The sequence below is a fragment of the Asaia sp. A2 genome (assembly GCF_057319415.1).
This window is the reverse complement of sequence record NZ_JBXWTO010000017.1, coordinates 1-23,736: the sequence shown is the minus strand read 5'-3', so window position 1 is coordinate 23,736 and position 23,736 is coordinate 1. Positions and strand designations below refer to the sequence as shown.

Genomic DNA, 23,736 nt, shown 5'->3' with positions numbered 1-23,736 from the left:
TTGTCCCGCATATAGCAGCGGAGCAACGCCGTTCATACCCATGATCGTCCCCTGTCGACATGACAGGAGAGCGCATGTCGTCTTATTTGGCAGCAGCGGCCTTGGCGCGAGCGATGGGCGCGAAGGTGCCGTCACGCAGGGATGCTTCAAGCTGCTCAAGCGAACGCCCCCGTGTCTCGGGCACATAACGCAGCACGAAGAAGAAGGAGACGGCATTCACAGCCGCGAAGAGCCAGAACGTACCGCCAGCACCGAGGGCCTTCACCATGCTGAGCGTCGTGAGCGAGATGATCAGATCTGCGCCCCAGTGGCTCGCTGCAACAAGGCTCATGCCCGTACCACGACAGGAAAGCGGGAACACTTCGGCACCCACCAGCCAGATCGCCACTGAAAGACTGCCGACGTTGAATACGACATAACCCACCACGGCGGCGGCAGTCACAAACGCACCCCAGCCATGCGTCTGGCCAGTGAAGAACATGAAGCCCAGCAGAACGAGCGAGACAACCGCACCGGGGATCATGCGAAGCATGAGGGTACGACGCCCCCAGGCATCGACAGCCCAGCCGCCGAACGCGACCGTGCCAACCATCGAGACACCGACCGCAACCGAGGTCAGCAGCGCGGATGACTGACCAAAGCCAGCATCGGCAAAAATGGTCGGTGCGTAGTACATGACCGCGTTGATACCGGTGAGCTGGCACAGCAGCGCAATACCGACGGCTGCAATGGTGGCCGGACGAACCCAGGGCTTGAACACTTCGGAAAGCGGGGCCTTCTCGTCGTGCTGATCCTGAATTTCCTGCAGTTCACGGTCAGCTTCGTCATCGGTACGGCGGACACTCCGCAGAACGGTGCGGGCATGCTCGAACTCACCCTGCATGGCCAGCCAGCGCGGGCTGTTGGGCAGGAAAAGCATACCGACAAAAAGGATGACCGCCGGAATGACACCCAGGCCGAACATCAGGCGCCAGGAGTAGTCCTGCAGCAGGTAGCCGGTGATGAAGGAGATAAGCTGACCAAAGGCGATGGCAAACTGAAACGCGACCACGAGCGAACCGCGGCGCTCAGGCGGCGCGATCTCGGCAATATAGATCGGCACGATCTGTGATGAGGCGCCAATGGCAAGACCAAGGATGAGACGGGCAAAGGTCAGGATGGCGACTGTATGCGCGAAGGTCACGATCACCGTTCCGATGAGGAACAGCGTTGCCGCAGCGATAATTGTACGACGACGACCCAGACGATCCGAAAGCGGCGCTGCCGAGATGCAACCGATCAGCGCACCGAGAATAACGGCCGAGGTGACAATCTCAGCGCTTTCCGTGGTCAGCTGGAATTGCGGGGTGAGCTGAAGCAGGGCGGCCGAGATGATACCCGTATCATACCCGAAAAGGAGGCCGCCCGTCGCCGCGATAACGGCGATAAAGTTGGTTAGTGCATGCCCTCGTGGGCGCGATGTGGAAGCCATTGGTCAGCTTTCGTCTTGGTCTGGATGAACGTGCTTGAGATTACAAACACGTTACTTCCACAATTAGACGCCACAAGGTCAACACACAATGTGGGAAGTTAACCAAAAACCTTGTCATAAATGCGGTCTACCGCAACAAGATGTCGTGTGCTGTCCATCGCCTCATCCAAAACGATGGAATCGACACGACCAGCGACCTCGGGATCCGCATCGAGATTCTCACGGAAACTGCGGCCTTCGGGTGTGCCGAGTTTCGTCCAGGTCTCCATCGCGTTGCGCTGCACGATACGATAGGCGTCCTCACGGGAGATGCCCGAGCGAGCAAGAGCCAGCAGAACCTCGCCCGAATGGACGACACCGCCCAGCGATTCGAGATTGGCCATCATGCGCTCGGGATAGACCACGAGCTTGTCCATCATGCCGGCCAGACGCATCAGCGCAAAATCGAGGCCGATCGTGGCGTCGGGACCGATATTGCGCTCGACAGAGGAATGGCTGATATCGCGCTCATGCCAGAGCGCAACATTTTCGAGCGCCGGGATAACATGCGAGCGGATCAGACGCGCCAGACCGGTAAGGTTCTCTGAAAGCACCGGGTTACGCTTGTGAGGCATGGCCGAGCTGCCCTTCTGCCCGGGATGGAAGAACTCTTCCGCCTCGCGCACTTCCGAACGCTGAAGGTGACGTACCTCGACTGCCAGACGCTCGATACCGCTCGAAATCACGCCAAGCGCACAGAAGAATGCGGCATGACGGTCGCGCGGGATGACCTGCGTCGAGACATCCTCAGCAGCAAGGCCAAGACGCGCTGCCACGAAGTCCTCCACACGGGGGTCGATATGGGCGTAGGTGCCTACAGCGCCCGAAATCGCGCAGATGGCAATCTCCTTGCGGGCTGCCAGCAGGCGCTCACGGTTGCGCGCGAATTCAGCGTAATGGCCCGCGAGCTTGAGCCCGAAGCTGGTCGGCTCGGCATGAATGGCATGCGAGCGGCCGATGGTGACGGTGTTCTTGTGGGCAAAAGCCTGCTTCTTCAGTGCGGCCAGTACGGCATCAAGATCTTCCAGCAGCAGGTCGGTTGCCTGAACGAGCTGCACCGAAAAGCACGTGTCCAGAACGTCGGAGGATGTCATGCCAAGATGCACGAAGCGGCTCTCCGGGCCGATCTTCTCAGCCAGCCATGTCAGGAACGCGATCACATCGTGACGCGTCACGGCCTCGATCTCGTCGATACGGGCCAGATCCTCGTCCGAGAACGCTGCCATGGCGGCGTCACCACGCTCGCGAATGACCTGCGCCGCTTCCTTTGGCATGTCGCCCAGCTCAGCCATGGCCTCACAGGCCAGCGCCTCGATTTCGAACCAGATACGATAGCGGTTGGCAGGCGACCAGATGGCGGTCATTTCAGGGCGGCTATAGCGTGGCACCATGACGGTAAGGCTCCTTCGGGAAGAAAACGCTGCGAGAGCGGAGAGTCCGGATCGGGCCCTCTTACCGCAATACGCACGCCACGAACACCTTCCAGGCGAACACCCTGCGTTGGGGTGCGTATAATTGCGCGTACCCCGTCTGGCCGCTAGGCTTCGGGCCCTGAAGATATGTGGAGGATAATGTGGCGCCTGATCTCACCTGGCACGCCCTGATCGCGCTTGCCCAGGTTGTCATGATCGACATCACTTTGGCGGGCGATAACGCCGTCGTTATCGGCATGGTGGTGCGCGGCCTGCCCGCAGCCCAGCGACGCAAGGCCATCATCGTGGGCGTCGCGAGTGCGGCGCTCATGCGTATTGTTCTTGCCCTTGTGGCGTCGCAATTGCTGGCCGTCATTGGCCTCACCCTGGCGGGCGGGCTGCTGCTGCTCTGGGTCTGCTGGAAAATGTACCAGGAGATGCGCCACCCCGAACCTGCCGAGGGGGAAACGCGCAGCGGCACGCTGGGTCAGGCGATCTTCCGGATCATCCTCGCTGATCTGTCCATGAGCCTAGACAATGTACTGGCGGTAGCGGGTGCCTCGCTGGGTCATCCCTACGTGCTTGTGACTGGTCTCGCCTTCTCTGTCGTGCTCATGGGTGTGGCGGCGACGCTCGTGGCGAAACTTCTCGAACGCTATCGCTGGATTGCGTGGCTGGGGCTCGCCATCGTGGCCTTTGTCGCCTGTGAGCTGATCTACAAGGGGAGTATTGAGGTGTTGCATCATGTCGCGGGCTAAATCCCTCCTTCTGACCGGCACCCTTCTCCTGCTTGGCGGTTGCAGCACCCATGCTCAGGAGCCTGCCCCACCGGTTGCGGAGGCCACAGCTTCGGATGAAAGCGGCGATGGCTCAGCAGCAGCCTCGTTGATTCCCCCCGTTACCAGTGCACCGGGGGATGTCGCCTCACGGCTCGACTCCTGGCTTGCCCTGATCCAGCCTGATCCCGGGATTTCGGCACGCGCCTATGCCGATTTTCTGGATATCACCCCCGCGTGGCCTGAACGCTCCGTCATGTTGTCGCGCTACCAGCAGGCATTGGCAACGCGCACGAGCGACAGCGAACTGGCGTCACTCTGCCCACGCGAGCCGCTTACCGGCGCACAGGCCTTCATGCGTTGCGCGACCCTTCTGCCCGACGCGGCCAGCCAGGCGCGTCGCATCTGGCGTAACGGCGCGGATCGAGAGACCGATTCCAGCCTCATTCTCGCGGAATACGCCTCGAGCCTGACCCCTGATGATCACTGGGCGCGTTTTCAGCGCCAACTGCGCACGCGCCAGTTCACAGCAGCAGGACGACAGATTTCGCTGCTGGCTCCCTCCCGTCAGGGAACGGCGCGTGTCCTGATCGCGCTGCTTTCCAACGCCCCGGACTCAGCGGCGCAATTTGCTTCCCTTACCGATGCACAACGCGCCGAACCGCAGATCATGCTGGCACGCCTGAGGCAGCTTCGGCGCTATGAGACGCCGGATGTCGCTTTTGCCCTCTGGCAAAGCAATGGCTTTACCGCCCAGAAGCATGCGCCATCAACCGACTGGACCAATGAGCGCCTTGGTCTGGCGCGCGCTTTCCTCATGCAGGGCAACGTACCGCAAGCGCGCATCCTGGCCGATGACACGACCTTACCCCTCAGTGCCACCTCCGCGCTGGAGGCGCGCTTCCTGCGTGGGTGGATCGACCTGCGTTTCGTCAAAAACCCTGCCCAGGCACGGGAAGCATTTTCACCCCTCACCCGTCAGACGAGCCTGATCACCAGAAGCCGGGGCTATTACTGGCTTGGACGCGCTTACGCTGCGGAGGGTGCACAGAGCGAAGCCAATGCCGCATGGCGACAGGCAGCCACAATGCCCACGACATTTTATGGGCAATTGGCACAGGCCGCGCTGTCAGGAACAAGCGATACATTGCTTCCAGATGGGGGCGACGTGCCCGGTCTGGCTCAGGCCCTCGCACGCGTGCCGTCGCTCTCCAGCGGCCCGGTCTCGCGCGGTGACCTTATCGAAGCTGCCCGCCTGCTGCATGAGCGCGGTGACGATGACCACGCCCGTGAGTTCCTGATGATGGGCTATGCCCAGGTGCAGGATGCCGCCGGTCAGGCGGCACTGGCCCGGTTCAGCCTGTCCATCGATGTGCTTGAGCCTGCTGTGTTCGCAGCGCGTCGCACAGGTCGTCTGGGCGCCGCGCTCTATCCCGAAGGCTGGCCCGTTCTCGATGGCGTGCAGGCTGAAGGGGACGGTCTGCCACATGGGCTTGCCCTCGCGGTCGCGCGTCAGGAGAGCAGTTTTGACGCGCATGTTTCGAGCCCGGCCAAGGCCATCGGCCTGATGCAGCTTCAGACCGGGACAGCACGGGATGTCGCCCGCCGTGCAGGTCTTGCCGGGATCGATACGAGCGTCAGTGGCCTGCGCGACCCTTCAACAAACCTCACACTGGGGCGCGCCTATCTGGCCCAGCTTCTACAGCGTTTTGGCAATGTCGTGCCGGTCGTTCTCTCTGCCTATAATGCGGGACCGCATCGCACCGATCAGTGGTTGGCCAACCTCCCCCTGCCCCAGCCGCTCACTCAGGAGGGAATGGTCGACTGGATCGAGAGCCTGCCCTACGAGGAGACGCGCTCCTATATCCAGCGCGTCGAGGAGAATATGGCGCTCTATCGCGTCCTGGAGGTCAATCATCGTGGCTGAATCAGCTCTCGTTCCAACCAGCCTGACAGACAAGGCGCAAGCCGTTCTTGATTTCCTGCGTCAGCGCGAGGCACGCCTCGTGACAGCGGAAAGCTGCACAGGGGGGCTGATTGCGGCAATGCTCACATCGCTTGCAGGATCGTCAGACGTGATCGAGGGCGGGATCGTCAGCTATTCCAACGCCATGAAGATGGATGTTCTGGATGTTGCCGAGCGTACCCTCGAACGTCACGGCGCAGTCAGTGAAGCTGTCGCGACCGAGATGGCCATGGGTGCCCTAAACCGTGCCGAAAACGCGACCATCGCCGTTGCCGTCACCGGTATAGCCGGTCCGGCGGGCGGCACGGCGGACAAGCCCGTCGGCACGGTCTGCCTGTGTGTCATGGAAGGGACCAGAAATCCCGTCCTGGAAACGGCTCATTTCTCCGGTGACCGCAATGACGTGCGCACTGCCACGGTCGAGCGTGCCTTCGACCTGATCCTGACCCGTCTTGGCACATAAGCGGACGCCGTGCCGATGCCTGTTCTCGCGCGTGGCGTGCAGGGACTCAGGCATGACGACGCGTCTCACGAACAGTCCCTGCAATGGTTCGCGCAGCGTACTGAAGGCAGAAGGTCCCGGACCGGCATGAAACAATCATGCCGGTTGGCATCTTCGCCCCTGAGACACCAGTGTCAGTTATCGATATGCTGGACGACCTCAAAGCCCTCGAATACCGGCGGCCCCAGTGTCAGGGGCTTGTTGCCACCCGCACCAGCATGCGCCTTGCGAAACTGCTCGGACTGAGTCCAGTCACGAAATGCCTGTTCTGAAGACCAGATGGTGTGGGATGACCAGAGAATATGGTCATCCTTGACCGGTCCGCGCAGCAGCGAGAACGAGACAAATCCTGGCACAGTTGTCAGCAGGACCTCACGGTCGAGCCAGCGCTGACGAAATGCTTCTTCGCTTTCGGGCAGGACCTGAAATCTGTTCATGGCAATATACATCGACGATACTTTCACAACTTTATTGATATTATTTATGAGGAACGGGGCAGAACGAGATCATGCGGCAGCAGAAATGGCCGCCCGGTCTCACGATGGCACCCCGGAACAACATCGGTCAGGCCGAATACGTCCCGGAGCATGAAAGGTGTTATGACATCTTCAGGAGGACCGGCGTCGTAAATCCGCCCTCGTGCAAGCACCACAACCCTGTCGGCAAAAGCGGCAGCCCAGTTCAGATCGTGCAGGATCGCGAGACAGCCATTGCCTGCCGCCTCGCCGTCATTGCACACGCCGTTTTTGCCCGTATACGCCCGCGCAAGAGACAGAACCTGCCCCTGACGAGCGATATCCTGTGCTGAAACGGGCTCGTCCAGCAACAGGTATCCTTCATGACCATGCCAGCGCAGCTGCACCAGAATACGGGCAAGATGCGCGCGTTGACGCTCCCCACCCGAAAGACTGGTGATGTCACGCGCACTGAACGCAGCCAGACCAACTTCCTCAAGGGTTCGGGTAACAAGTGCGTCGAGGCTCACGCAAGACGGGCCTCGGGCATGGACACCGAACCTCACCAGTTCACCCACCGAAAAACGGGCATCAAGGCTCTGGTCCTGGGTCAGCATGGCGCGTCGGGCGGCAAGGCCGGCGGGGGAGAAATGATGAAGCGGCACTCCATCGAGCGTGACATAGCCCGAACTCGGCGCGAGCAATCCGGCAGCAACGCGCATGAGCGTCGTCTTGCCCGCTCCGTTGGGCCCAATCACCGCAATCATCTCACCCGGCGAGAGCGTGAGGGACACGCCATCAAGCAACGAACGCCCGTCATGAAAGACAGAGACATTATCGAGCATCAGGCTCACGCCGGTATCTCCTGATCACTGCTGCGCATCAGAAGCCAGATGAAAACGGGCGCACCCAGCGCCGCCGTGATAATGCCGACCGGCACATCGGAAGGAGGCGCAATGACGCGGGCCAAAGTGTCGGACAGAACCAGAAGAATAGCGCCCAACATGGCGCTTGCCGGGATAAGGACCCGATGGTCGGGCCCGCTCGCAAGGCGAACAAGATGAGGCACGATCACCCCGACAAACCCGATCACCCCTGAAAACGAAACAGCCGGCCCTACTGCAAGCGTAACGGCGAACAGACAGAGATATTTTACCCGCCTCACATGGCACCCCATGAGCGCGGCATTCTCCTCACCAGCCAGCAGCAGGTTGAGCGGTCGTGAAAGTGCCCAGAGCAACAGGAGAGAGGCAACGGTGAGCGGCGCCAGAATCTCGATCTCGGGCCAGCGTACGCCCGAGAGACTGCCCATGGTCCAGAATGTCAGATCGCGCAACGCCGTATCATTGGCCCTGTAAAGCAGGATGCCGGTTGCGGACGAGGCGAGAGCGCCGAGTGCCACACCTGCAAGAACGAGACGACTGGTCGAAACACGCCCCTGACGCGTTGCAAAGGCCTGAAGCCCGGCAGTCATGACGCAGGCGCCCATCATGCCGCCCGCCGGAATGCCCCAATGGGCGAGAACGGTGTCACCAAACCACAACGTGCCCTGAACGATCATCAGCGTCGCTCCCAGTGCTGCACCTGACGACACACCAATGAGGCCGGGATCGGCCAGCGGGTTGCGGAACATGCCCTGCATGACCGCCCCCGCCGCCCCGAGCCCCGCTCCAACAAGTATGGCCAGAACGATACGCGGCAGACGGATGCCCATGACGACAAGCCGCATGACCTGCGGATCGCTCACGCCGTGGGGGGAAAAGCCGAAACCGGTCGCGCCAGAGGCCAGAGCGAGAAGAAAGCTCGACACAAGTCCGAGCCCCAGCAAAACGAAGGCCGACACCGGGTTGAGGCGTCGCACATTCATGCAGGCAACGTGTGGCGGGCAATCTGCTGCGCCAGCTCAAGCGCGACTTCAGCAGTACGCGGCCCGAAGCCCAGGAGCTTCTCCCCCTCCATGTCGATAATCGCCCCTCTCTGCCCGGCGGGTGTGAGTTTGACGGCCTCATCCGCAAGGAGGGCATCTCGCATGGACTGGCCGCCCTGACTCATCATGAGAATGACGTCCGGTTGCAGCCCGATCAGAGCTTCACGCTCCAGCGCCTTGTAGCCCTGCATGCCGCTTCCGGCGTTGATACCGCCCGCCAGCGTTATGATGGCATCGGCCGCCGTCCCGGTTCCTGCGGACATCGGTCGCCCGTTGACCACGCGCATGACAAACAGCACGCGGGCCTTTTTGGGGTGCAGTTCTTTCCATGCCTTGAGCGTGCGCAGCTGGTTGTCGAAACGCACCACCATCGACGCCCCCTGCTCCTCGGCACCCACGATGCGCGAGAGCGTCAGGATACGGTTTTTCACGCTCTCAAGAGATGGCGTTGAATCGATCATAACGATCGGGACAGGTGATTCCATAAGCTGATCGAGCGCGTTGGGTGGCCCGGAATCGTTCATCGCGAGCACCAGATCGGGCCGTAGGGACAAGACCCCTTCCGATGAAAGCTGCCTCATATAACCGACCGATTTCTTTTCGCGCAGGGCTGCCACCGGGTAGGTCGAGGTAATATCCACCCCGATGATCCGCTCTCCGACACCCAGCGCATAAAGTGTCTCGGTAATCGTGCCACCAATGGAAACCATGCGTTGCATGGTGCCCAGTGTGACATGACGCCCGCGACAATCTTCTACGCGTACGAGGCGTGCCTCACCGGCCCGCGCAGCACGCGAAGTGGCTCCGGAAACGCCGGTTGCCAATGCCGAGAGCCCGAACTGACGCCGTCCAAACAACCTGATGCTCATGGTTCCTGACCCTTTTCTGCGGGGACATGGGGGCTGTGTGGCCGGTTTCCCTCACCCGATGGAGCGGTGCTTTAAAGGATGTTTTTACATCTTGCAAGTGCGAGTCATTCTCAATAACCGTTCGCAACATCATTCACCGACTCGCAGGGCCAACGCCATGATCACTACCCGCCGGGTACTTTCTCTTTCGACGTCACTCGCCCTGATCACCCTCGTTCCGGTTCAGGCACGCGCCCAGACGGGCAATGGCCCGTCAACCGGTCAGGATCTGGGAGCTCACGCGCTTCAAAAGGTGCAGAACCGGCACACGCCGACTGGCAGCGCACACGCCTCTCCCGTATCAGAGCGTGCGACAGCGAGCACAACGACCGCGACCGGAGCCACGCAATTGGCGCGCGCAGAAGCACGCACCCGCACCGTGACCCGCAGCAGCGGCAACGAGATCGCCCTGCCCAGCGTGAAGGTTCACGGAACGAACGAAATCTCCGTGCCGCAGGCGAGTTCAACACTGACCCGCAATGACATGCTCCGTGTCGCCCCTACCGAGCCCTACATGATCCTCACCGGGCTGCCGGGCGTCTATTTCCAGAATGATGGCTCCCCCTCCCTCGCGATTTCCATACGCGGCATGCAGGATTTCGGTCGGGTGAATGTCATGGTGGATGGTGCCAGGCAGGACTTTCAGACCAGCAGCCATGGCGCGAATGGCAGTGTCTATGTCGACCCGGCCTTGCTCGCGGGGCTGGATGTCTCTCGTGGCACGGTCTCGACCGCCGATGGTGCGGGTGCCATCGCCGGTGTCGTGAACATGCACACGCTGGGCGTTGATGATCTGGTCGATTCAGGCAAACGCTATGGCGTGATGGCGCGCGCACTGGGCGGCACCAATAATTATGATGGTTCGGGCGTGGTCGGCGCGGGTGTCAGGGTGCGGCCCTGGCTGGGTCTGGCCGCAGCCTTCAGCATGCGCAGCTCGGGCGATTACGAGGATGGCGCTGGCACGCGTATTCCCGATACCTACCAGCGTATGCAGTCCGGCCTGTTCAAGATCGACATCAAGCCCGGCATGGACCAAAGCCTGACCTTGGGTACCGTCATCTATCACAATGAATTCGGACAGGGCACCGAAGGCATCTACGCGGGCAACAAGATACAGAACAACCAGGGCAATCTGGAGTATCGCTTCACCCCCCACGACAACAAGCTCATCTCGCTGCACGTCAAGGGCTATGTGGTCTCTACCGGGCTGGACAATGCCATGCCGGCCTACCGCGCCATCACCCTCGCCGCGGCCAATCTGACGAAATATAACCTGACCACGCTGGGCTTCGAGGCGGACAACACCTCGCAATTCCCGATTGGCCCCGTGCTCGCGTCGCTCAATTATGGCGGCGAGTACTATCATGACTCCGTCAAGACGAAGGACCAGACGGGCTATGAGGGGTCCACCCCCTCCGGCGGGCGCGGGGTTGGCAGTGCCTTCACCCAGCTCGCCCTGAACTGGAAGATCGTGCAGCTGACGGGTGCCCTGCGCTACGACACCTATCATGCCTCTGGCAGCGGGGTTAATGAGGCCTCAGGCTTCACGTCAGTCAATGCGGGTGCGTTCAGGGCCTCCCGAGGCGCCGATGCCGTCAATCCCAAGGTGACACTGGCCGTCACGCCGGTGCACGGCCTGCAGCTTTATGGCAGCTACGGTCTCGGTTTTCGTCCGCCCGCCGTCACCGAGATGTTCATGGCCAGTTCGCATCCGGGCCTCAGCTTCCTCAAATTTATTCCCAACCCTAATCTCGCGCCTGAGCAAACCTATGGCTGGGAAATCGGTGCCAAGCTACATTATCGTGACGTGCTGACGGATGGCGACAAGGTGACATTCGACGGCGATTATTTCGACACGCGCATCAAGAACTATATCGCCCAGACGCGTGTGATCGGGCGTCCGGCGGCTGGCTCCTATATCCCGACCTACGGGTATTTCTACCAGAACATGGCGGGTAACACCTTCACGCACGGCTTCGAGGGGCAGGCGCGCTACGATAACCGCCTGGTCTTTGCAACGCTGTCCTACACCAATACGACCACAAAGCTGCCGCGCGCCGATTACACCGGCTTCGGCGCCATGCTCACCACGCCGCCACGTTCGGTTCTGGCAGGGACGGTCGGGCTGCATCTTTTCGACAACAAGCTCTCGCTCGGTGCCCGTATCCGGGCCGCCACCCAAACGCTGGGCAGGCCCTCAAGCAGCACGGCACTCTACCCCAAGCAAGGCGGTTATGTAGTGTTCGACATGTTCGGCTCTTACCAGATCACGCGCCAGATTCAGGCGTTCATCAATGCCGACAACATCACCAATCGTCGCTATTATACGAGCCAGATCTCAACCATTCCCAATCAGGGTCTGACCGTTATGGGGGGGCTCAATTTCGCTCTCTCCCGCTGAGCGCAGCTTCCTGCCTCGCTAGGTATTGAGAGCGGGGGATGCGCCTCTTGCCTTTGGGCACGGGGTGCGGCAATGGCGCGGCAAACGACAAGGAGCCGCGCCATGAACGCCCCGTCCCAACCCGATGCCAGCGCAACAGCCAATCTCGAGCACGAACTCGGGCGTGTGGTCAGAAAATATCTTCACGGCTTCTCAGGTCTTTTTGTTCTCTTCGTCCTCAAGCAGGGCTGGGCCTGCCTGTTTGGCGGGCTGATGCTTGCGGCCATTCTGGTCTCACACTGGATCTGGTCACCATATTGGGCGATTGCCCGTTACGACGCGCTTTTCCTGTTCGCCATCGCGACCCAGATCCTGTTTCTTCTCTTCAGGCTCGAAACCGGAAGAGAAGCCCTGATCATTCTTGCCTTCCATATCACGGGCACGGCCATGGAGTGGTTCAAGGTGTCCGCCGGATCATGGGCCTATCCCGAGCCCGGGTTCTTCAAGATCCTTCATGTGCCGCTCTTTTCGGGCTTCATGTATGCCTCGGTGGGCAGTTACATGGCGCGTGTCATACGCCTGTTCGATATGCGCTTTGAGCCTTATCCGGATTTCAGGCTTTCACTGCTCCTGGCGCTCGCCATCTATGCCAATTTCTTCACGCACCATTATCTTCCGGACCTGCGCTGGCTGCTCGTTCTCGCAACCGTTCTTCTTTATCGGCACTGCGTGATCCATTATCGGATCGTCGATGTCTTCTGGCGCATGCCCCTGCCTCTGGCGGCCTTCTTCTCAAGCATTGCACTGTGGATTGCGGAAAATATCGGCACCTTCACCGGAACATGGCTCTACGCGAAGCGTGATTTTACATGGGTCGTCCATCCCCAGAAACTCGTTTCCTGGTATTTGCTACTGTACGTCGCCTTCATCACGGTCACACTGCTTCTGCGGCCTGATCGTCCGCGACATCTCGCAAACGCGGTGGAGACAGGAGGGCGGTGAGAGCGGCGGAGAAAAGTCTGCTCCCCCCTCGACATGAAATTCTGGGGCGTCTGCACTCAATGGGGCTGTGTCTGCTTGTCGTGACGCTAGGTCTGTGTTGCCGCCTTGCCCCTCTTGGCTTGCCTTTGGTTGCCAGAAAATGGAGCGGATCCATTCTCTGGGGGGCCATGTTCTGGTTCCTTGCCCTGCTGCTCACGGGTGGGAAATCCATGAGGCGCACGCTTTTTCTCGCTGCCTTTGGGGCCGGCGCCAGCGAGTGTATCAAGCTGGCTCATTGTGAAGCTCTAGAAACGCTACGGCGCAATAGTGTGGGACATTTCCTGCTGGGGCAGCAATTCTCGTGGCTCAACCTGATCGCCTATATCACGGGAATTGCGTTCGCGCTGGCCGCGACCCGCGCGCTTATAGCGAGATCAGAGAGGCCTGTTTAGAGTTTTACTATGTGACAGAGTGGTGAATGTTTTGTTTCCGATCTGATTTTAATAAAACCATAATACTTTGATACGTCCTGTCACGATAATGACGAGCTGCATCGTGACCCTCATGGACGAAACGGCTCCTCTCAATGAAACTCAGACATCGTCTCGTTATTTCGGCCAGTCTTCCGGCCCTGCTTGTCGCAGTACATCCTGCGGCGATGGCCCAGAATACTTCGGTCGCGCAGCGTGACGCGGTTCAACACGGCCAGAAAAAGACGCGACATAACCAGCCGGCCCGCAAGCGCGTAACCGCAACGTCCGACGCGTCAAGAACCTCTGTCGAGGCAAAGTCACCTGAGTCGATTATCGTGCTTGGTGCTGGTCAGGCCCGCGAAACACAGACGATCTCCCGCACCGCCATTCAGGAATACACGCCCGGCACCAGCCCCTTCAAGGCGCTCTCGAAACTGCCGGGTGTCATGTTCACCTCGTCCGATCCGCTCGGCTCCTATGAATGGTCGCAGCAGATCATCATCCGTGGCTTCGACCAGAGCCGGCTTGGCTTCACCTTTGATGGCGTTCCACTGGGCAATCTGGCCTATGGCAATGATAACGGGCTTTCCATCGGTCGCGCGTTGCAAACCGAGAATAACGGCCCCGCCACGCTGACGCAGGGCGCAGGGGCTGTGGGTGTTGCAGCATCCAATGACCTCGGTGGTGCGCTTCAATTCACCTCCATCGATCCATCAGACAAGTTCGGCGCCGATGTCAGCGGTACGATCGGCTCTGCCTCGACCTGGCGGACCTTTGCCCGCATCAATAGCGGTCTGCTCAAGGGCGGCGGCAAGTTCTATGTGTCCTATGACCATCAGGACGCGAATAAATGGAAGGGCGACGGCGTGCAGCGCCAGGACCAGGCCAATGCGAAATACGTGCAGCCATTGGGCGATAACCTGAAACTGACTGTTTTTGGTGACTGGTCCAAGCGCGCCGAGAACGACTATCAGGATCTCTCCCTCGCCCAGATCAAGACCTACGGCTATAATCTCGACAATATCACAGGCAACTACGCCCTCGCGAAGCAGATTGCCTATGCCTATCAGAATGGCACCGCCTTTCCCAAGGGCATCGAGAATCAGGATACCGTCTATTATAACGCAGGCGGCCTGCGCGAGGATGCCATGGGCTATGGCAAGCTCGATTTCCGGATCAATAACCGCCTGTCCGGCTATGTCATGGGTTATGGCCACACCAACACAGGTGAAGGCGTGTGGGTTACGCCCTATACGGCAACACCCGCACAGCTTGGCGGTTCCCCTCTATCCACGCGCACGACGGAATACGATATCCATCGCGCCGGCTTCATTGGTAGCCTGACATACAAGATTGCCAACCATGCCATCGAAGGCGGGTTCTGGTTCGAAAACAACAATTTCAATCAGGCACGCCGGTTCTACCCGCTGGCGCTGGACGGCTCACCCTCCTCGACCCATTGGTATCGTGACAACGCCTTCGCAACGCAGTGGCAGAGTGCCTTCAACACCAAGACCTATCAGGTTCATCTGGGTGATACCTGGAAGATCACGCCGAAGCTGAAGGTCAATTACGGCTTCAAGTCGCTGATCGTGGACAACACGGCACGCGCCATGAACGGCAGCTATCTGGGCACCCCCATGCCCACGGCCTATCCCTCGGGCTCGCTCAACGCCACCAATGGCTTCCTGCCACAGATCGGCGCAAATTATCGTTTCAACCATAACCACGAAATCTTCGTGGATTACGCGCGCAACATGGCGGCATTCGATAGCGCCCAGACCTCAGGGCCTTTCTCGACCACAGTTGCCGGTTTCCAGGCGCTTCAGGGCAAGCTGAAGCCCGAAATGTCCAACACGGAAGAACTCGGCTACCGCTATCACACCAAGACATTCCAGGCGACCGTGACCGGCTACTATGTCGAATTCGACAATCGCCTGCTGGCTGTGACGCAGGGTGTCGGTATTCAGGGTAACGCCTCAGTTCTGTCGAATGTCGGCGGGGTGATCTCACGCGGTATCGATACAGCCGTGAACTGGCAATTCGCGCCCAACTGGTCGATTTTCGCTTCCTATGCCTTCAACAACTCCTTCTATGAGGATGATGTGATGGCTGATGGCAAGGTCTCGGCCGCCATCAAGGGCAAGAACGTGGTCGGCATGCCGCGCAATCTGGCCAATGTGCAGCTCGGCTATGATGACGGGCAGATCTGGGGCAATGTGCTCATGCAGATCCAGGATCGTCGTTACTACACCTATACAAACGATGCCTATGTGCCTGCCAATGACGTGTTCAACCTGAATCTCGGCTATCGCTTCAAGAGCCATAATTTCTGGCTCCGCGGTCTGGACACGCAGATCAACGTCTCCAACCTGTTCAACAAGCGCTATGTGGCAACAGTAGGCAGCAACGGCTTTATCAATTCCGATCCGTCCGGCACATTCCAGACGCTTCAGGCCGCAGCCCCGCGCATGGTTTTCTTCACGATCCGCAAGCACTTCAACTGAGTTCCGGAGCAGTCAGCATGAAACCCAGCCGTCGGCATTTCCTTCATCTCGGTGCTGCCGCGCTGGCGGGGACCATCTTACCAGAAAACCTGCGTCAGGCCCTCGCCATCCCTGCCAATCGTGAAACCGGCACGATCAGGGATGTCCAGCATGTCGTTATCCTGATGCAGGAAAACCGGGCCTTCGATCACTACTTCGGCACCTTGCGTGGCGTGCGTGGTTTTGGCGACCCGCGCGCCGAGAAGCAGGCGGATGGGAGCCCGGTCTTTGCCCAGAAGGACGCAACCGGCCGTGCCATATGGCCTTTCCTGTTTGATACGATCCATACCTCGGCGGCCTGCCTCAAAAGCCTTGACCATAGCTGGAAAGGCACCCAGGCCGCGTGGAACGAGTGGGATGGCTGGGTCCCCCATAAAAGCCCGATGACGATGGGGTATTTTACCCGCGCAGAAATTCCCTATTACTACGCGCTGGCCGACGCCTTCACCATTTGCGACGCCTATCACGCTTCCATCTTCGGCCCGACCAATCCCAACCGCCTCTATTTCTTTACCGGTACAAACGGCCTTGCCGTCGGCGCTGATGGCAAACAGGCGGTCGAGAATGTCGATGACGGCAACTGGTCGGCCGATATGGCGCATGACAATCCCGCCTTCACACCTTTTGACTGGACGACCTATCCCGAGCGCCTTCAGGAGGCCGGGGTGACCTGGAAATTCTACCAGGAATACGACAATTTTGGCGACAATCCGCTCGCCTCCTTCAGGCAGTTCCGTAATCTCGACAAGCAGGACTGGCGATATCGTCAGGCGCGCGCGGTCGTTCCGGGCTCAAACAAGGAGAACATGCACGAACTGGAAGGGCGCTACCTGCTGGAGGCCTTCGAGAAGGACATTGCTGATGGAACGCTGCCTCAGGTGTCGTGGATCGTCCCACCTGCGGCCCTTTCGGAGCATCCCGAAGCGCCGCCCGGCTTTGGCGAGCATCTGATTTCCAAGCTGATCGACATTTTCGTTCGACACCCCGATACATGGGCCAAAACTGTTTTCATTCTGAATTACGATGAGAATGACGGATTTTTCGACCATGTACCGCCGCCTGTTCCCTCAACGCAGACAATAACTGGCCAGCTTCCGGACGGTGAGGCCTATCACGGCGAGCCGGTCGGCCTCGGGCCTCGCGTACCCGCCCTGATCATTTCGCCCTGGACAAAAGGCGGGTGGGTCAATTCACAGGTGTTCGACCATACGTCGGTCATCCGCTTTCTGGAGCAGCGGTTCAATGTTCCCTGCCCGACCATCACACCCTGGCGGCGTACGGTTTGCGGCGATCTGACCTCTGCCTTCGATTTCAGCAAGCCTGATGCGAAGTGGTCCGTGGCTCTTCCTGACACGAGCGCGTATCTGCCCCAGACACGAATTTCCTGTGCACACCCGCCTCCGCTCGTACCGGAGCATGGCAGCCTGCCCCTGCAGGAGGCCGGTCAGCGTCCGAGCCGGGCTCTGCCTTATCGCTTCGCTGTTACCAGCCATGCCGATGTGTCGACGAAACTGGTCTTTGCCAACACGGCCGAGCAGGGTGTGGTTTTTCGTATCCGTCAGACGGGTGAGGCAAGCCAACATCTGACCGTTGCAGGCAAGACAACGGCTGTGTTCCACTGTTCGGCCTCAGGCACGGTCGAGATCTACGGGCCGAACGGGTTCTACCGTCTCCATGATCCCGAGAGCCGCATTGGCCTGACTTCACAGGCGAGCGGAAACAGCCTGCATCTGTCCTTAAACTACGCGGGACAGGGGACCGGTGCAAACGAGCCCGTCGTTCTCTCGCTCATCGATCACTACACCGGGCAGCGACAGGACCTTTCCTTACAACCGGGGCAGATTTTGCAACATACCATCCCGGTTGTCGCGAGTGACCACTGGTACCACGTCGATTGCGTCACCCGTTCGGGCAAGCTTGTTCTCTCTCTCGCAGGTCATGTCGAAAACGGATCGCCCAGCCGGTCGGACCCGCATTTCGGGCGTGGGAACCCGGCCTGAAAGCCTGTCTCATCGGAAAAACGACGTGCGTAATCGTTAGCGAAAACGACACAGCCATAGTCGCCAGAACAGGGACAGGGCCTCATTAAGGCGTGACCCTTTCTCCCGAGCGCGTGGGGAACGTTTGTGCCGTCGCGGGCCTGCACACCCGAGGCCGGCAGCGCTGTCGTAAAATAGACGCAAGGAAAAGCCAAACTATAGACCATGACCCGCGCAGCATTGACAGCACAGGTTGAAAAGCTAGGGTCCGAGCCGATGGTGTTCCGGAGACGGGATGAAAAGGGAACATGGTCGAACGCCATGACTGCCCCCGCAACTGTAGGTGAAGAGTGTGCGAACGTGGACCCGCCAAGGGTTCAGCCACTGGGACTATCCCCCCGGGAAGGCCAGTTCGCACATCATGACGCACAAGTCAGGAGACCTGCCATCACACGGGGTCACGGACGAGAACCGGCGGGCGGGGTGTCCTGCAGGTGGCAGGGGAAACGCTGCCCATCGTAGTGACGTGAACACGGGATAGAACACATATCATGCGCCCCATGCGCTCACTCAGGGCTTGTCTCCTGACAGGGATCTCAATCGCGCCTGCACTTGGCTTTCTGCCGCTTTCACCAGCTGCCCTCGCTCAGGAGCAGGGCAGCAACGACGAGTACATTACGGCTCATGGTGAGAGTACCGGCCTCAAGGCACGCCCAGCCATAGGCGGCCGGCTCGGACTCAGTCTCCAGCATAATCCGGCCTCGATCTCGATTATCGATCAGAAGATCATCTCGCAGCGCGGCTATGTGCATGCCGAAGATGCTGCCGATTTCGCACCGGGTGTGACCTCAGGTGGCTCGCCCGGCAATCCGGCCCAGCTCATGATGCGCGGTTTCAGCGGCAACCAGGTGCTGATCCTGCGCGACGGTTTCTATTTCGGTCCCACAACCATGGTGAACCGGCCACTCAACGCCTTCAATCTCGAGGCGGTCGAGATCCTGAAAGGCCCCTCCTCCGTTCTTTATGGCCAGGGTGCTGTCGGCGGTACCGTGGATATGCGCACGCGCACGCCGGACATGGATCATGTACATGCCAACGCCCTGCTCTCCTACGGGAGCTTCAATAGCTGGAATGCCGGCATTGGCGGGTCAGTGCCCCTCACCCGTACCCTGGCGATACGAAGCGATTTCAGCCGAACCTCATCTGATGGCTATGTCAAAGGCGCCAGCCCGCGTAGCAATGACTGGACCACCACGCTTCTGTGGCACCCGGACGCAAAGTTCACGGCACGTTTTACCGTCGATTACCTGACCGATAATCTCTCGACCTATTACGGTGCGCCGCTCGTACCGGGCTCTGCAGTAAAAGACGCAGCTGGTGGGTTGCTCCATTCAACTCAGGGACTTGTCATCAGCCGAGCCTCGCTGTGGCGCAACTACAATGTAGCCAACCCACGGGCGAGCTCTGTGAATGCGACGCCGACGCTGCATCTGGACTGGGCTGCCAGTGACCATGTCTCACTGCACGACAAGGCCTATTTCCTGTATGCCAAACGTCGCTGGGACAATGCAGAGACCTACAGCTATATCGCGTCACCCGGCGCCACTGATGCAGGCGGACAGGCAATCATGCCGGGCCGGATCGGCCGCGATCGCTTCTATGTCTATCAGAACCAGCATCAGCTTGGAGACAGCGTCGATGCCCGTTTCGATTACCCCCTTTTCGGGTTACGCAATCGCCTCGTGATCGGCGGAGATGCCTACTACATTCGCTTTATCCGCAATCGCGGCTTTCCCGATGCGGATTATGCCGACAGCGTCTCATTGACGAGCCCTGAGGGCGGCGCACTCGGGTCGTTTGCCGGGGAGTATCCCTACCGTAAATCTCCCACGACCATGATCGATGCGGGGCTCTTTCTTGAGGATACCCTCTCGATCACCGACAGGCTGCGGCTGGTGGGAGGGTTCAGATATGACTGGCTTTCGCTCGACAGGCAGAACTTCAACCAGAATGGCCAGTTCAATGCGTCCACCAGCTTCAAGGGGCATTACAATCCGGCCAATTTCCGCATCGGTCCGGTTTTTGACCTGTTGCCCAATCTGAGCCTGTATGGGGTTTATACCACCGCTGAAGACCCACCGGGCTCCAATCTTTTCCTTGCCAATCGGGGGCAATTCTCCCGATTGAGTCACTCACGTCAGGGAGAGATTGGGCTCAAAGCAAGCGCTCTCTCGGGACGGCTCGTCACAACCCTGTCCTTCTTCGATATCCGTAGGACGAGGGTGCTGGTCCAGACCGGACAGGACAGTGTCTCGACAGCCGGCGGCCAGAAATCACGCGGTCTGGAGTGGCAGGCCGATTGGCGTATTAACCGGCACTGGAGCGTCTCGGGGAACGTGGCCTATGCCTATGCCCGTTACGGCACGTTCTTCCCGAATGCCTCGACCGATGCGAGCGGCAATCAGGTTCCGGACGTCCCGGCGGTGACGGCCAATCTATGGGGCGTATGGTCGAGCGTTTTCAACCTGCCGCTCGATCTGGGCGCGGGCGTGCGTTACGTCTCGGCACGCAAGGGGGACTATGCCAATACCCTTACGCTGAAGGACTATGCCCTTGTGAACGTGTTTGCTGGCTGGCACGTCTATAAGGGGATCACCCTGTATGGCCGGATCGATAATCTTGCCAACAAGCATTACGTGCAATGGGCGGATACCAGCTATCCAAGCGAGGTCCTGATCGGCGCGCCTCGGTCATTCACGATCAGCATGCAGGCTTCCTTTTGAAAGCCTGGGAGGCGTAATGCCTCCCTCGTCATCCAGACGGGGACCACCTCCCCTTGCTAAAATCCCCGTGTGTCATCCAACCCAATAACGCCTGTCTATAGAACGCGACGGGTCAGACAGCGCCGTGTTTCTGTTCGGGTGTTGCGAAAAGCGCGATGAGACGTGAAACGCGTCGCGTGAGGCGCGGATGGGTAGACATGATCTCCACCACAAAGCCAGCCATGCCCGGCACCTGTGCCTCCTGCTCGGCAAAAGCCTCAGCATTCATTGACGTATTGAGGCGCCGTGCTCCGCAAGCGAGCATCTGCAACGCCCCTACACCGTCACGATAATCCGGCAGTATCGAAGCGCCTACGGCATCGCAGCTATATTCGCGTCCGCGCGAATAGGCACGGTAAAGGAGCGGTACCAGATAGGCCGGCGCACGAAGGAAAGTCTTAAAGCCATCAAGATGCCCCAGCACATGATGGGCAATCTCATGACCCATGATGAAGCGGAGTTGCGCATCTGTGTCTGTCTCGATGATAGCCGATGTCAGGAACACATAGCGCCCACGAAGCAGGCGTATGGCAAAGGCGTTTGTGATGCCGTGCGAGTTGTAGATGAAGGCATGTGGCACTTCTTGCAGGCCAAGCCTCTGGCTGACTTCAGCAAACGTCGCATGGAGTTCAGGAAACTGACTGGAGGAGAGTGCGACCATGTTGCCAAGCGCATAGGCCCGATAAAGCGCAGCTGCGACAAGACTGATTGCGCCGAGCACGCCGAGATAGAGAGCGATTACCACGAGTTGGGCCAGACCGTTCGGGCGCACAAGCGCTACCATGACGAAAGCAGCCAACAGAATGAGCCAGACAACGGCCCCGAGAACTGTCAGGGTCCCACCGTAAAGTCTCTCCTTGGCATGGCGATATTGTTTGATGTCAGATGTCATGGCTGTGTGACGCCCTTCTTCTCGTTATAGTTCTATGAGCAAGACAAGCAGTATCAACAGGTAAAGTAATCTGCATGTGATTTACCGTTTCATCCAAGTGCACGAGACATAATGCGTCTGGGGAGACCATCGACCCTTGTGCAGATTTCCCTCGGTTCAGGTATTGAGCTATCTTTCCGTGCAGAACGAAAAGGACAGGTATGAACGATCTTACGGCGCTCATCGCGGATTTGGGTTTATTCGTCTTTGTTCCCTGGATCCTGTGGCGTCTGCTCGGTCGCGCCATACCAATTGCCGTGATCCCGATCCTCATCGGCATTCTCGCCGCCGTATGGCATCTGCCTCTCAAATCTGTCGGCGTCCCGTCATTCTACGGTGATACGATAGGCTGGGTCGCAGTTCTCGTCCTCGCTTTCTCTGCAGGGATGGAGATGTGGCAGCATCCCGAGGGTGAAAACCGGGAAAGCCAGATACCTGCACCCAGCCTGCCTCGCCTCCTGGGAGGCGCAGCTTCGGCGCTCGGCGCTCCCTTTCTGATCGGCACGGTTCTCGTTTATTGCTTCTTTCTGCCACTCCCGGGCTGGCATGCGCCAGCCGTTTCCCCGCTCATTGGCGCTGCGTCCATCGGATTGTGTATTGCCGTCAGTGCGCTCCCGGTCCTCATCGGCATCGTTCGCGAGTTGCCTGTGCGAGACAAACCGATCGGACAGCTCGCTCTCAAGTTGGCTGTAATTGACGATGCGACGCTGTGGATCGGACTTGCCCTCCTGCAATTCGCTGCTGAGCGACAATCAGCGATGCAAAGCTGGGGCCTCAGGCAATGCCTCGCCTTGATCCTTCTGGTTGGCCTCGGCGTCGTTGGCTCATTGGCGTCACGTCACGTTCGTAATCCGCCCAAAGCCCTGATCTGGGCAGTGGTGCCGATTTATCTCAGCCTTGGTTCCTGGGCCAGCATGACGCTGGGTTTACACGAATTGATCGGGGCGTATTTCGCTGGAGCCTTCATGCCTCCGTCATGGGTAAGGTGTCTGCCATTTGAAGCCATCTCGACCTTGTGCCTTATCTGGATTGCGCCGCTGTTCTTTGGTCATAGTGGCCTGCGTATCGATGGCGATGCCCTTACCTGGCCGTCGGTTCTCGCCTCTCTCTCACTTGTGGCCATATCCATCATCGCCAAGATTGGCTCGATCTATGCCTTTCCCCCCTCGTCCAGCCTTTCGAGGCGTCAAACACTCGGCCTTGGTGCACTCCTGCAGTGCAAAGGTCTCATGGAGATCGTTGCTGCGACCATACTCCACGAGCAGGGTATGCTCTCCGAATTTGCCTTTGCCTCGCTCATGGTTCTGGCCGTTATCTCCACGTTGCTGACTGGCCCGATGTTCCACCTTTTCAAACCAAGATCTGTCTGATCAAGCGGAGGCGTCGCCGGCGTTTCAAACTGGCGCGCCACGACCTTCGGCGGTGAGGCTAGTCGACACAGCTGGTGGCGCTTCATTGCTTGACAAAGGCCAAGGGCACTCGCGCAGATGATAGTTCGGCCGCAGGGATACCGCGGCAATATTCCGGTTTTTGCCTTCTATTAGTGGTATCAGGCTTCATGCCGTGGAAATGCGGTGAGCCGTCTGCGAAGCTCCCTCGCTCGGACGGAAAGAGAAATCGCGAACGTGACGACCGCCATCAAGCCAGGAGTCTGCAACCGAACCACAGAAGCCGAATTGGTCGCTTGGGAAGCACGGCGTAAACGGCAATGCGATGCTGCAACACAGGTCCAGACTTCTACACCGACCCCGTCGCCTAATATGGCCGAGCTCTACCGTGCGACGATTACCAAACTTGACGAGGGCCCGAGCCACCCTTCCGTTGTCCTGCACTCTTTGGGAACCGAGCGGAGGATCTCATCGGCCACATTTCCATTACCTGGGACACTAAACGTGTAGATCACCAGATCACCAGATCACCAGATCACCAGATCACCAGATCACCAGATCACGATGGGGTGCAGGATGATTGCGCTGTCAAACGCGGGCTTTGGGTGTAAGGCTTGGAACGCCAAAAACGCCTCTTGCAGTGAAGCTGAGGCGCTATGTCTGGATTGTGTCTATATGTGGGGGATTTTGGTTGCGGGGGCAGGATTTGAACCTGCGGCCTTCAGGTTATGAGCCTGACGAGCTACCGGGCTGCTCCACCCCGCGAGGGTGTTGGGGTGT

17 protein-coding genes, 1 tRNA gene and 1 riboswitch are annotated in these 23,736 nt (G+C 59.3%); of the genes, 10 read left to right on the top strand and 8 right to left on the bottom strand.

All coding sequences use genetic code 11. The features are described 5' to 3' along the window. Nucleotides 1–82 precede the first annotated feature (82 nt). Both ACWNRM_RS12780 and purB read right to left on the bottom strand, forming a co-directional pair. Nucleotides 83–1,471 carry a sugar porter family MFS transporter gene (locus tag ACWNRM_RS12780; RefSeq protein ID WP_485171177.1) on the bottom strand — a complete coding sequence of 463 codons (1,389 nt, stop codon included), beginning with the start codon at nucleotides 1,469–1,471 and terminating at the stop codon, nucleotides 83–85. A gap of 98 nt (nucleotides 1,472–1,569) precedes the next feature. Beyond that, the gene (gene purB / locus ACWNRM_RS12775; protein ID WP_485171176.1) at nucleotides 1,570–2,901 is read right to left on the bottom strand and encodes an adenylosuccinate lyase; all 1,332 of its coding nucleotides are present in this window, start codon (nucleotides 2,899–2,901) and stop codon (nucleotides 1,570–1,572) included. A gap of 182 nt (nucleotides 2,902–3,083) precedes the next feature. Between purB and ACWNRM_RS12770 the strand changes: the two genes are divergently transcribed. From ACWNRM_RS12770 to ACWNRM_RS12760, 3 genes are read left to right on the top strand one after another with little or no spacing between them, the layout of a single operon-like run. Then, the gene (locus ACWNRM_RS12770) at nucleotides 3,084–3,680 is read left to right on the top strand and encodes a TerC family protein (RefSeq protein ID WP_485171175.1); all 597 of its coding nucleotides are present in this window, start codon (nucleotides 3,084–3,086) and stop codon (nucleotides 3,678–3,680) included. After that, nucleotides 3,667–5,625: a lytic transglycosylase domain-containing protein gene (locus ACWNRM_RS12765; protein WP_485171174.1), complete on the top strand. Its 1,959-nt coding sequence runs from the start codon at nucleotides 3,667–3,669 to the stop codon at nucleotides 5,623–5,625. Before ACWNRM_RS12770 ends, ACWNRM_RS12765 begins: the two co-directional genes overlap by 14 nt. Then, nucleotides 5,618–6,127, top strand: coding sequence for a CinA family protein (locus ACWNRM_RS12760; protein WP_485171173.1), 510 nt, complete (start codon nucleotides 5,618–5,620; stop codon nucleotides 6,125–6,127). Before ACWNRM_RS12765 ends, ACWNRM_RS12760 begins: the two co-directional genes overlap by 8 nt. Before the next feature lie 173 nt (nucleotides 6,128–6,300). Here the strand turns inward: ACWNRM_RS12760 and hmuQ are convergent, their stop codons facing one another. From hmuQ to ACWNRM_RS12740, 4 genes are read right to left on the bottom strand one after another with little or no spacing between them, the layout of a single operon-like run. After that, on the bottom strand, nucleotides 6,301–6,615 hold the full coding sequence (hmuQ, locus tag ACWNRM_RS12755) for a heme-degrading protein HmuQ (RefSeq protein WP_031241083.1): 315 nt from the start codon (nucleotides 6,613–6,615) through the stop codon (nucleotides 6,301–6,303). Nucleotides 6,616–6,647: 32 nt separating this feature from the next. Further along, on the bottom strand, nucleotides 6,648–7,466 hold the full coding sequence (locus ACWNRM_RS12750) for an ATP-binding cassette domain-containing protein (RefSeq protein ID WP_485171209.1): 819 nt from the start codon (nucleotides 7,464–7,466) through the stop codon (nucleotides 6,648–6,650). Between the two features lie 5 nt (nucleotides 7,467–7,471). Next, the gene (locus ACWNRM_RS12745; RefSeq protein ID WP_485171172.1) at nucleotides 7,472–8,488 is read right to left on the bottom strand and encodes a FecCD family ABC transporter permease; all 1,017 of its coding nucleotides are present in this window, start codon (nucleotides 8,486–8,488) and stop codon (nucleotides 7,472–7,474) included. After that, the gene (locus tag ACWNRM_RS12740; protein ID WP_485171171.1) at nucleotides 8,485–9,417 is read right to left on the bottom strand and encodes a heme/hemin ABC transporter substrate-binding protein; all 933 of its coding nucleotides are present in this window, start codon (nucleotides 9,415–9,417) and stop codon (nucleotides 8,485–8,487) included. The genes ACWNRM_RS12745 and ACWNRM_RS12740 overlap by 4 nt, the downstream gene beginning before the upstream one ends. 157 nt (nucleotides 9,418–9,574) lie before the next feature. Here ACWNRM_RS12740 and ACWNRM_RS12735 point away from each other — a divergent pair, with 157 nt between their 5' ends. From ACWNRM_RS12735 to ACWNRM_RS12710, 6 genes are all read left to right on the top strand, one after another. Continuing rightward, the gene (locus ACWNRM_RS12735) at nucleotides 9,575–11,857 is read left to right on the top strand and encodes a TonB-dependent receptor domain-containing protein (RefSeq protein ID WP_485171170.1); all 2,283 of its coding nucleotides are present in this window, start codon (nucleotides 9,575–9,577) and stop codon (nucleotides 11,855–11,857) included. A gap of 102 nt (nucleotides 11,858–11,959) precedes the next feature. Continuing rightward, a complete protein-coding gene (locus tag ACWNRM_RS12730; RefSeq protein WP_485171169.1) occupies nucleotides 11,960–12,838 on the top strand; it encodes a DUF817 domain-containing protein in 879 nt (292 codons plus the stop codon). Next, nucleotides 12,835–13,269 carry a DUF2809 domain-containing protein gene (locus tag ACWNRM_RS12725; RefSeq protein WP_485172224.1) on the top strand — a complete coding sequence of 145 codons (435 nt, stop codon included), beginning with the start codon at nucleotides 12,835–12,837 and terminating at the stop codon, nucleotides 13,267–13,269. The genes ACWNRM_RS12730 and ACWNRM_RS12725 overlap by 4 nt, the downstream gene beginning before the upstream one ends. Nucleotides 13,270–13,403: 134 nt before the next feature. Next, on the top strand, nucleotides 13,404–15,797 hold the full coding sequence (locus ACWNRM_RS12720) for a TonB-dependent receptor (RefSeq protein ID WP_485171167.1): 2,394 nt from the start codon (nucleotides 13,404–13,406) through the stop codon (nucleotides 15,795–15,797). A 17-nt stretch (nucleotides 15,798–15,814) separates the two neighbouring features. Then, the gene (locus tag ACWNRM_RS12715; protein WP_485171166.1) at nucleotides 15,815–17,836 is read left to right on the top strand and encodes a phosphocholine-specific phospholipase C; all 2,022 of its coding nucleotides are present in this window, start codon (nucleotides 15,815–15,817) and stop codon (nucleotides 17,834–17,836) included. Nucleotides 17,837–18,075: 239 nt separating this feature from the next. Beyond that, a riboswitch (cobalamin riboswitch) is annotated at nucleotides 18,076–18,279 on the top strand. Nucleotides 18,280–18,366: 87 nt separating this feature from the next. Further along, complete coding sequence (locus ACWNRM_RS12710) at nucleotides 18,367–20,598, top strand: TonB-dependent receptor (RefSeq protein ID WP_485171165.1); 2,232 nt, start codon at nucleotides 18,367–18,369, stop codon at nucleotides 20,596–20,598. Nucleotides 20,599–20,710: 112 nt separating this feature from the next. Here the strand turns inward: ACWNRM_RS12710 and ACWNRM_RS12705 are convergent, their stop codons facing one another. After that, nucleotides 20,711–21,529, bottom strand: coding sequence for a M48 family metallopeptidase (locus ACWNRM_RS12705; RefSeq protein WP_485171164.1), 819 nt, complete (start codon nucleotides 21,527–21,529; stop codon nucleotides 20,711–20,713). 200 nt (nucleotides 21,530–21,729) lie between these two features. Here ACWNRM_RS12705 and ACWNRM_RS12700 point away from each other — a divergent pair, with 200 nt between their 5' ends. Then, nucleotides 21,730–22,938 (top strand): cation:proton antiporter, encoded by a 1,209-nt coding sequence (locus tag ACWNRM_RS12700; RefSeq protein ID WP_485171163.1) that lies wholly within the window; start codon nucleotides 21,730–21,732, stop codon nucleotides 22,936–22,938. Between the two features lie 706 nt (nucleotides 22,939–23,644). On the opposite strand, the gene ACWNRM_RS12695 is transcribed toward ACWNRM_RS12700, so the two are convergent. Further along, nucleotides 23,645–23,721: transfer RNA gene (locus tag ACWNRM_RS12695), tRNA-Met, on the bottom strand. Nucleotides 23,722–23,736 lie beyond the last annotated feature (15 nt).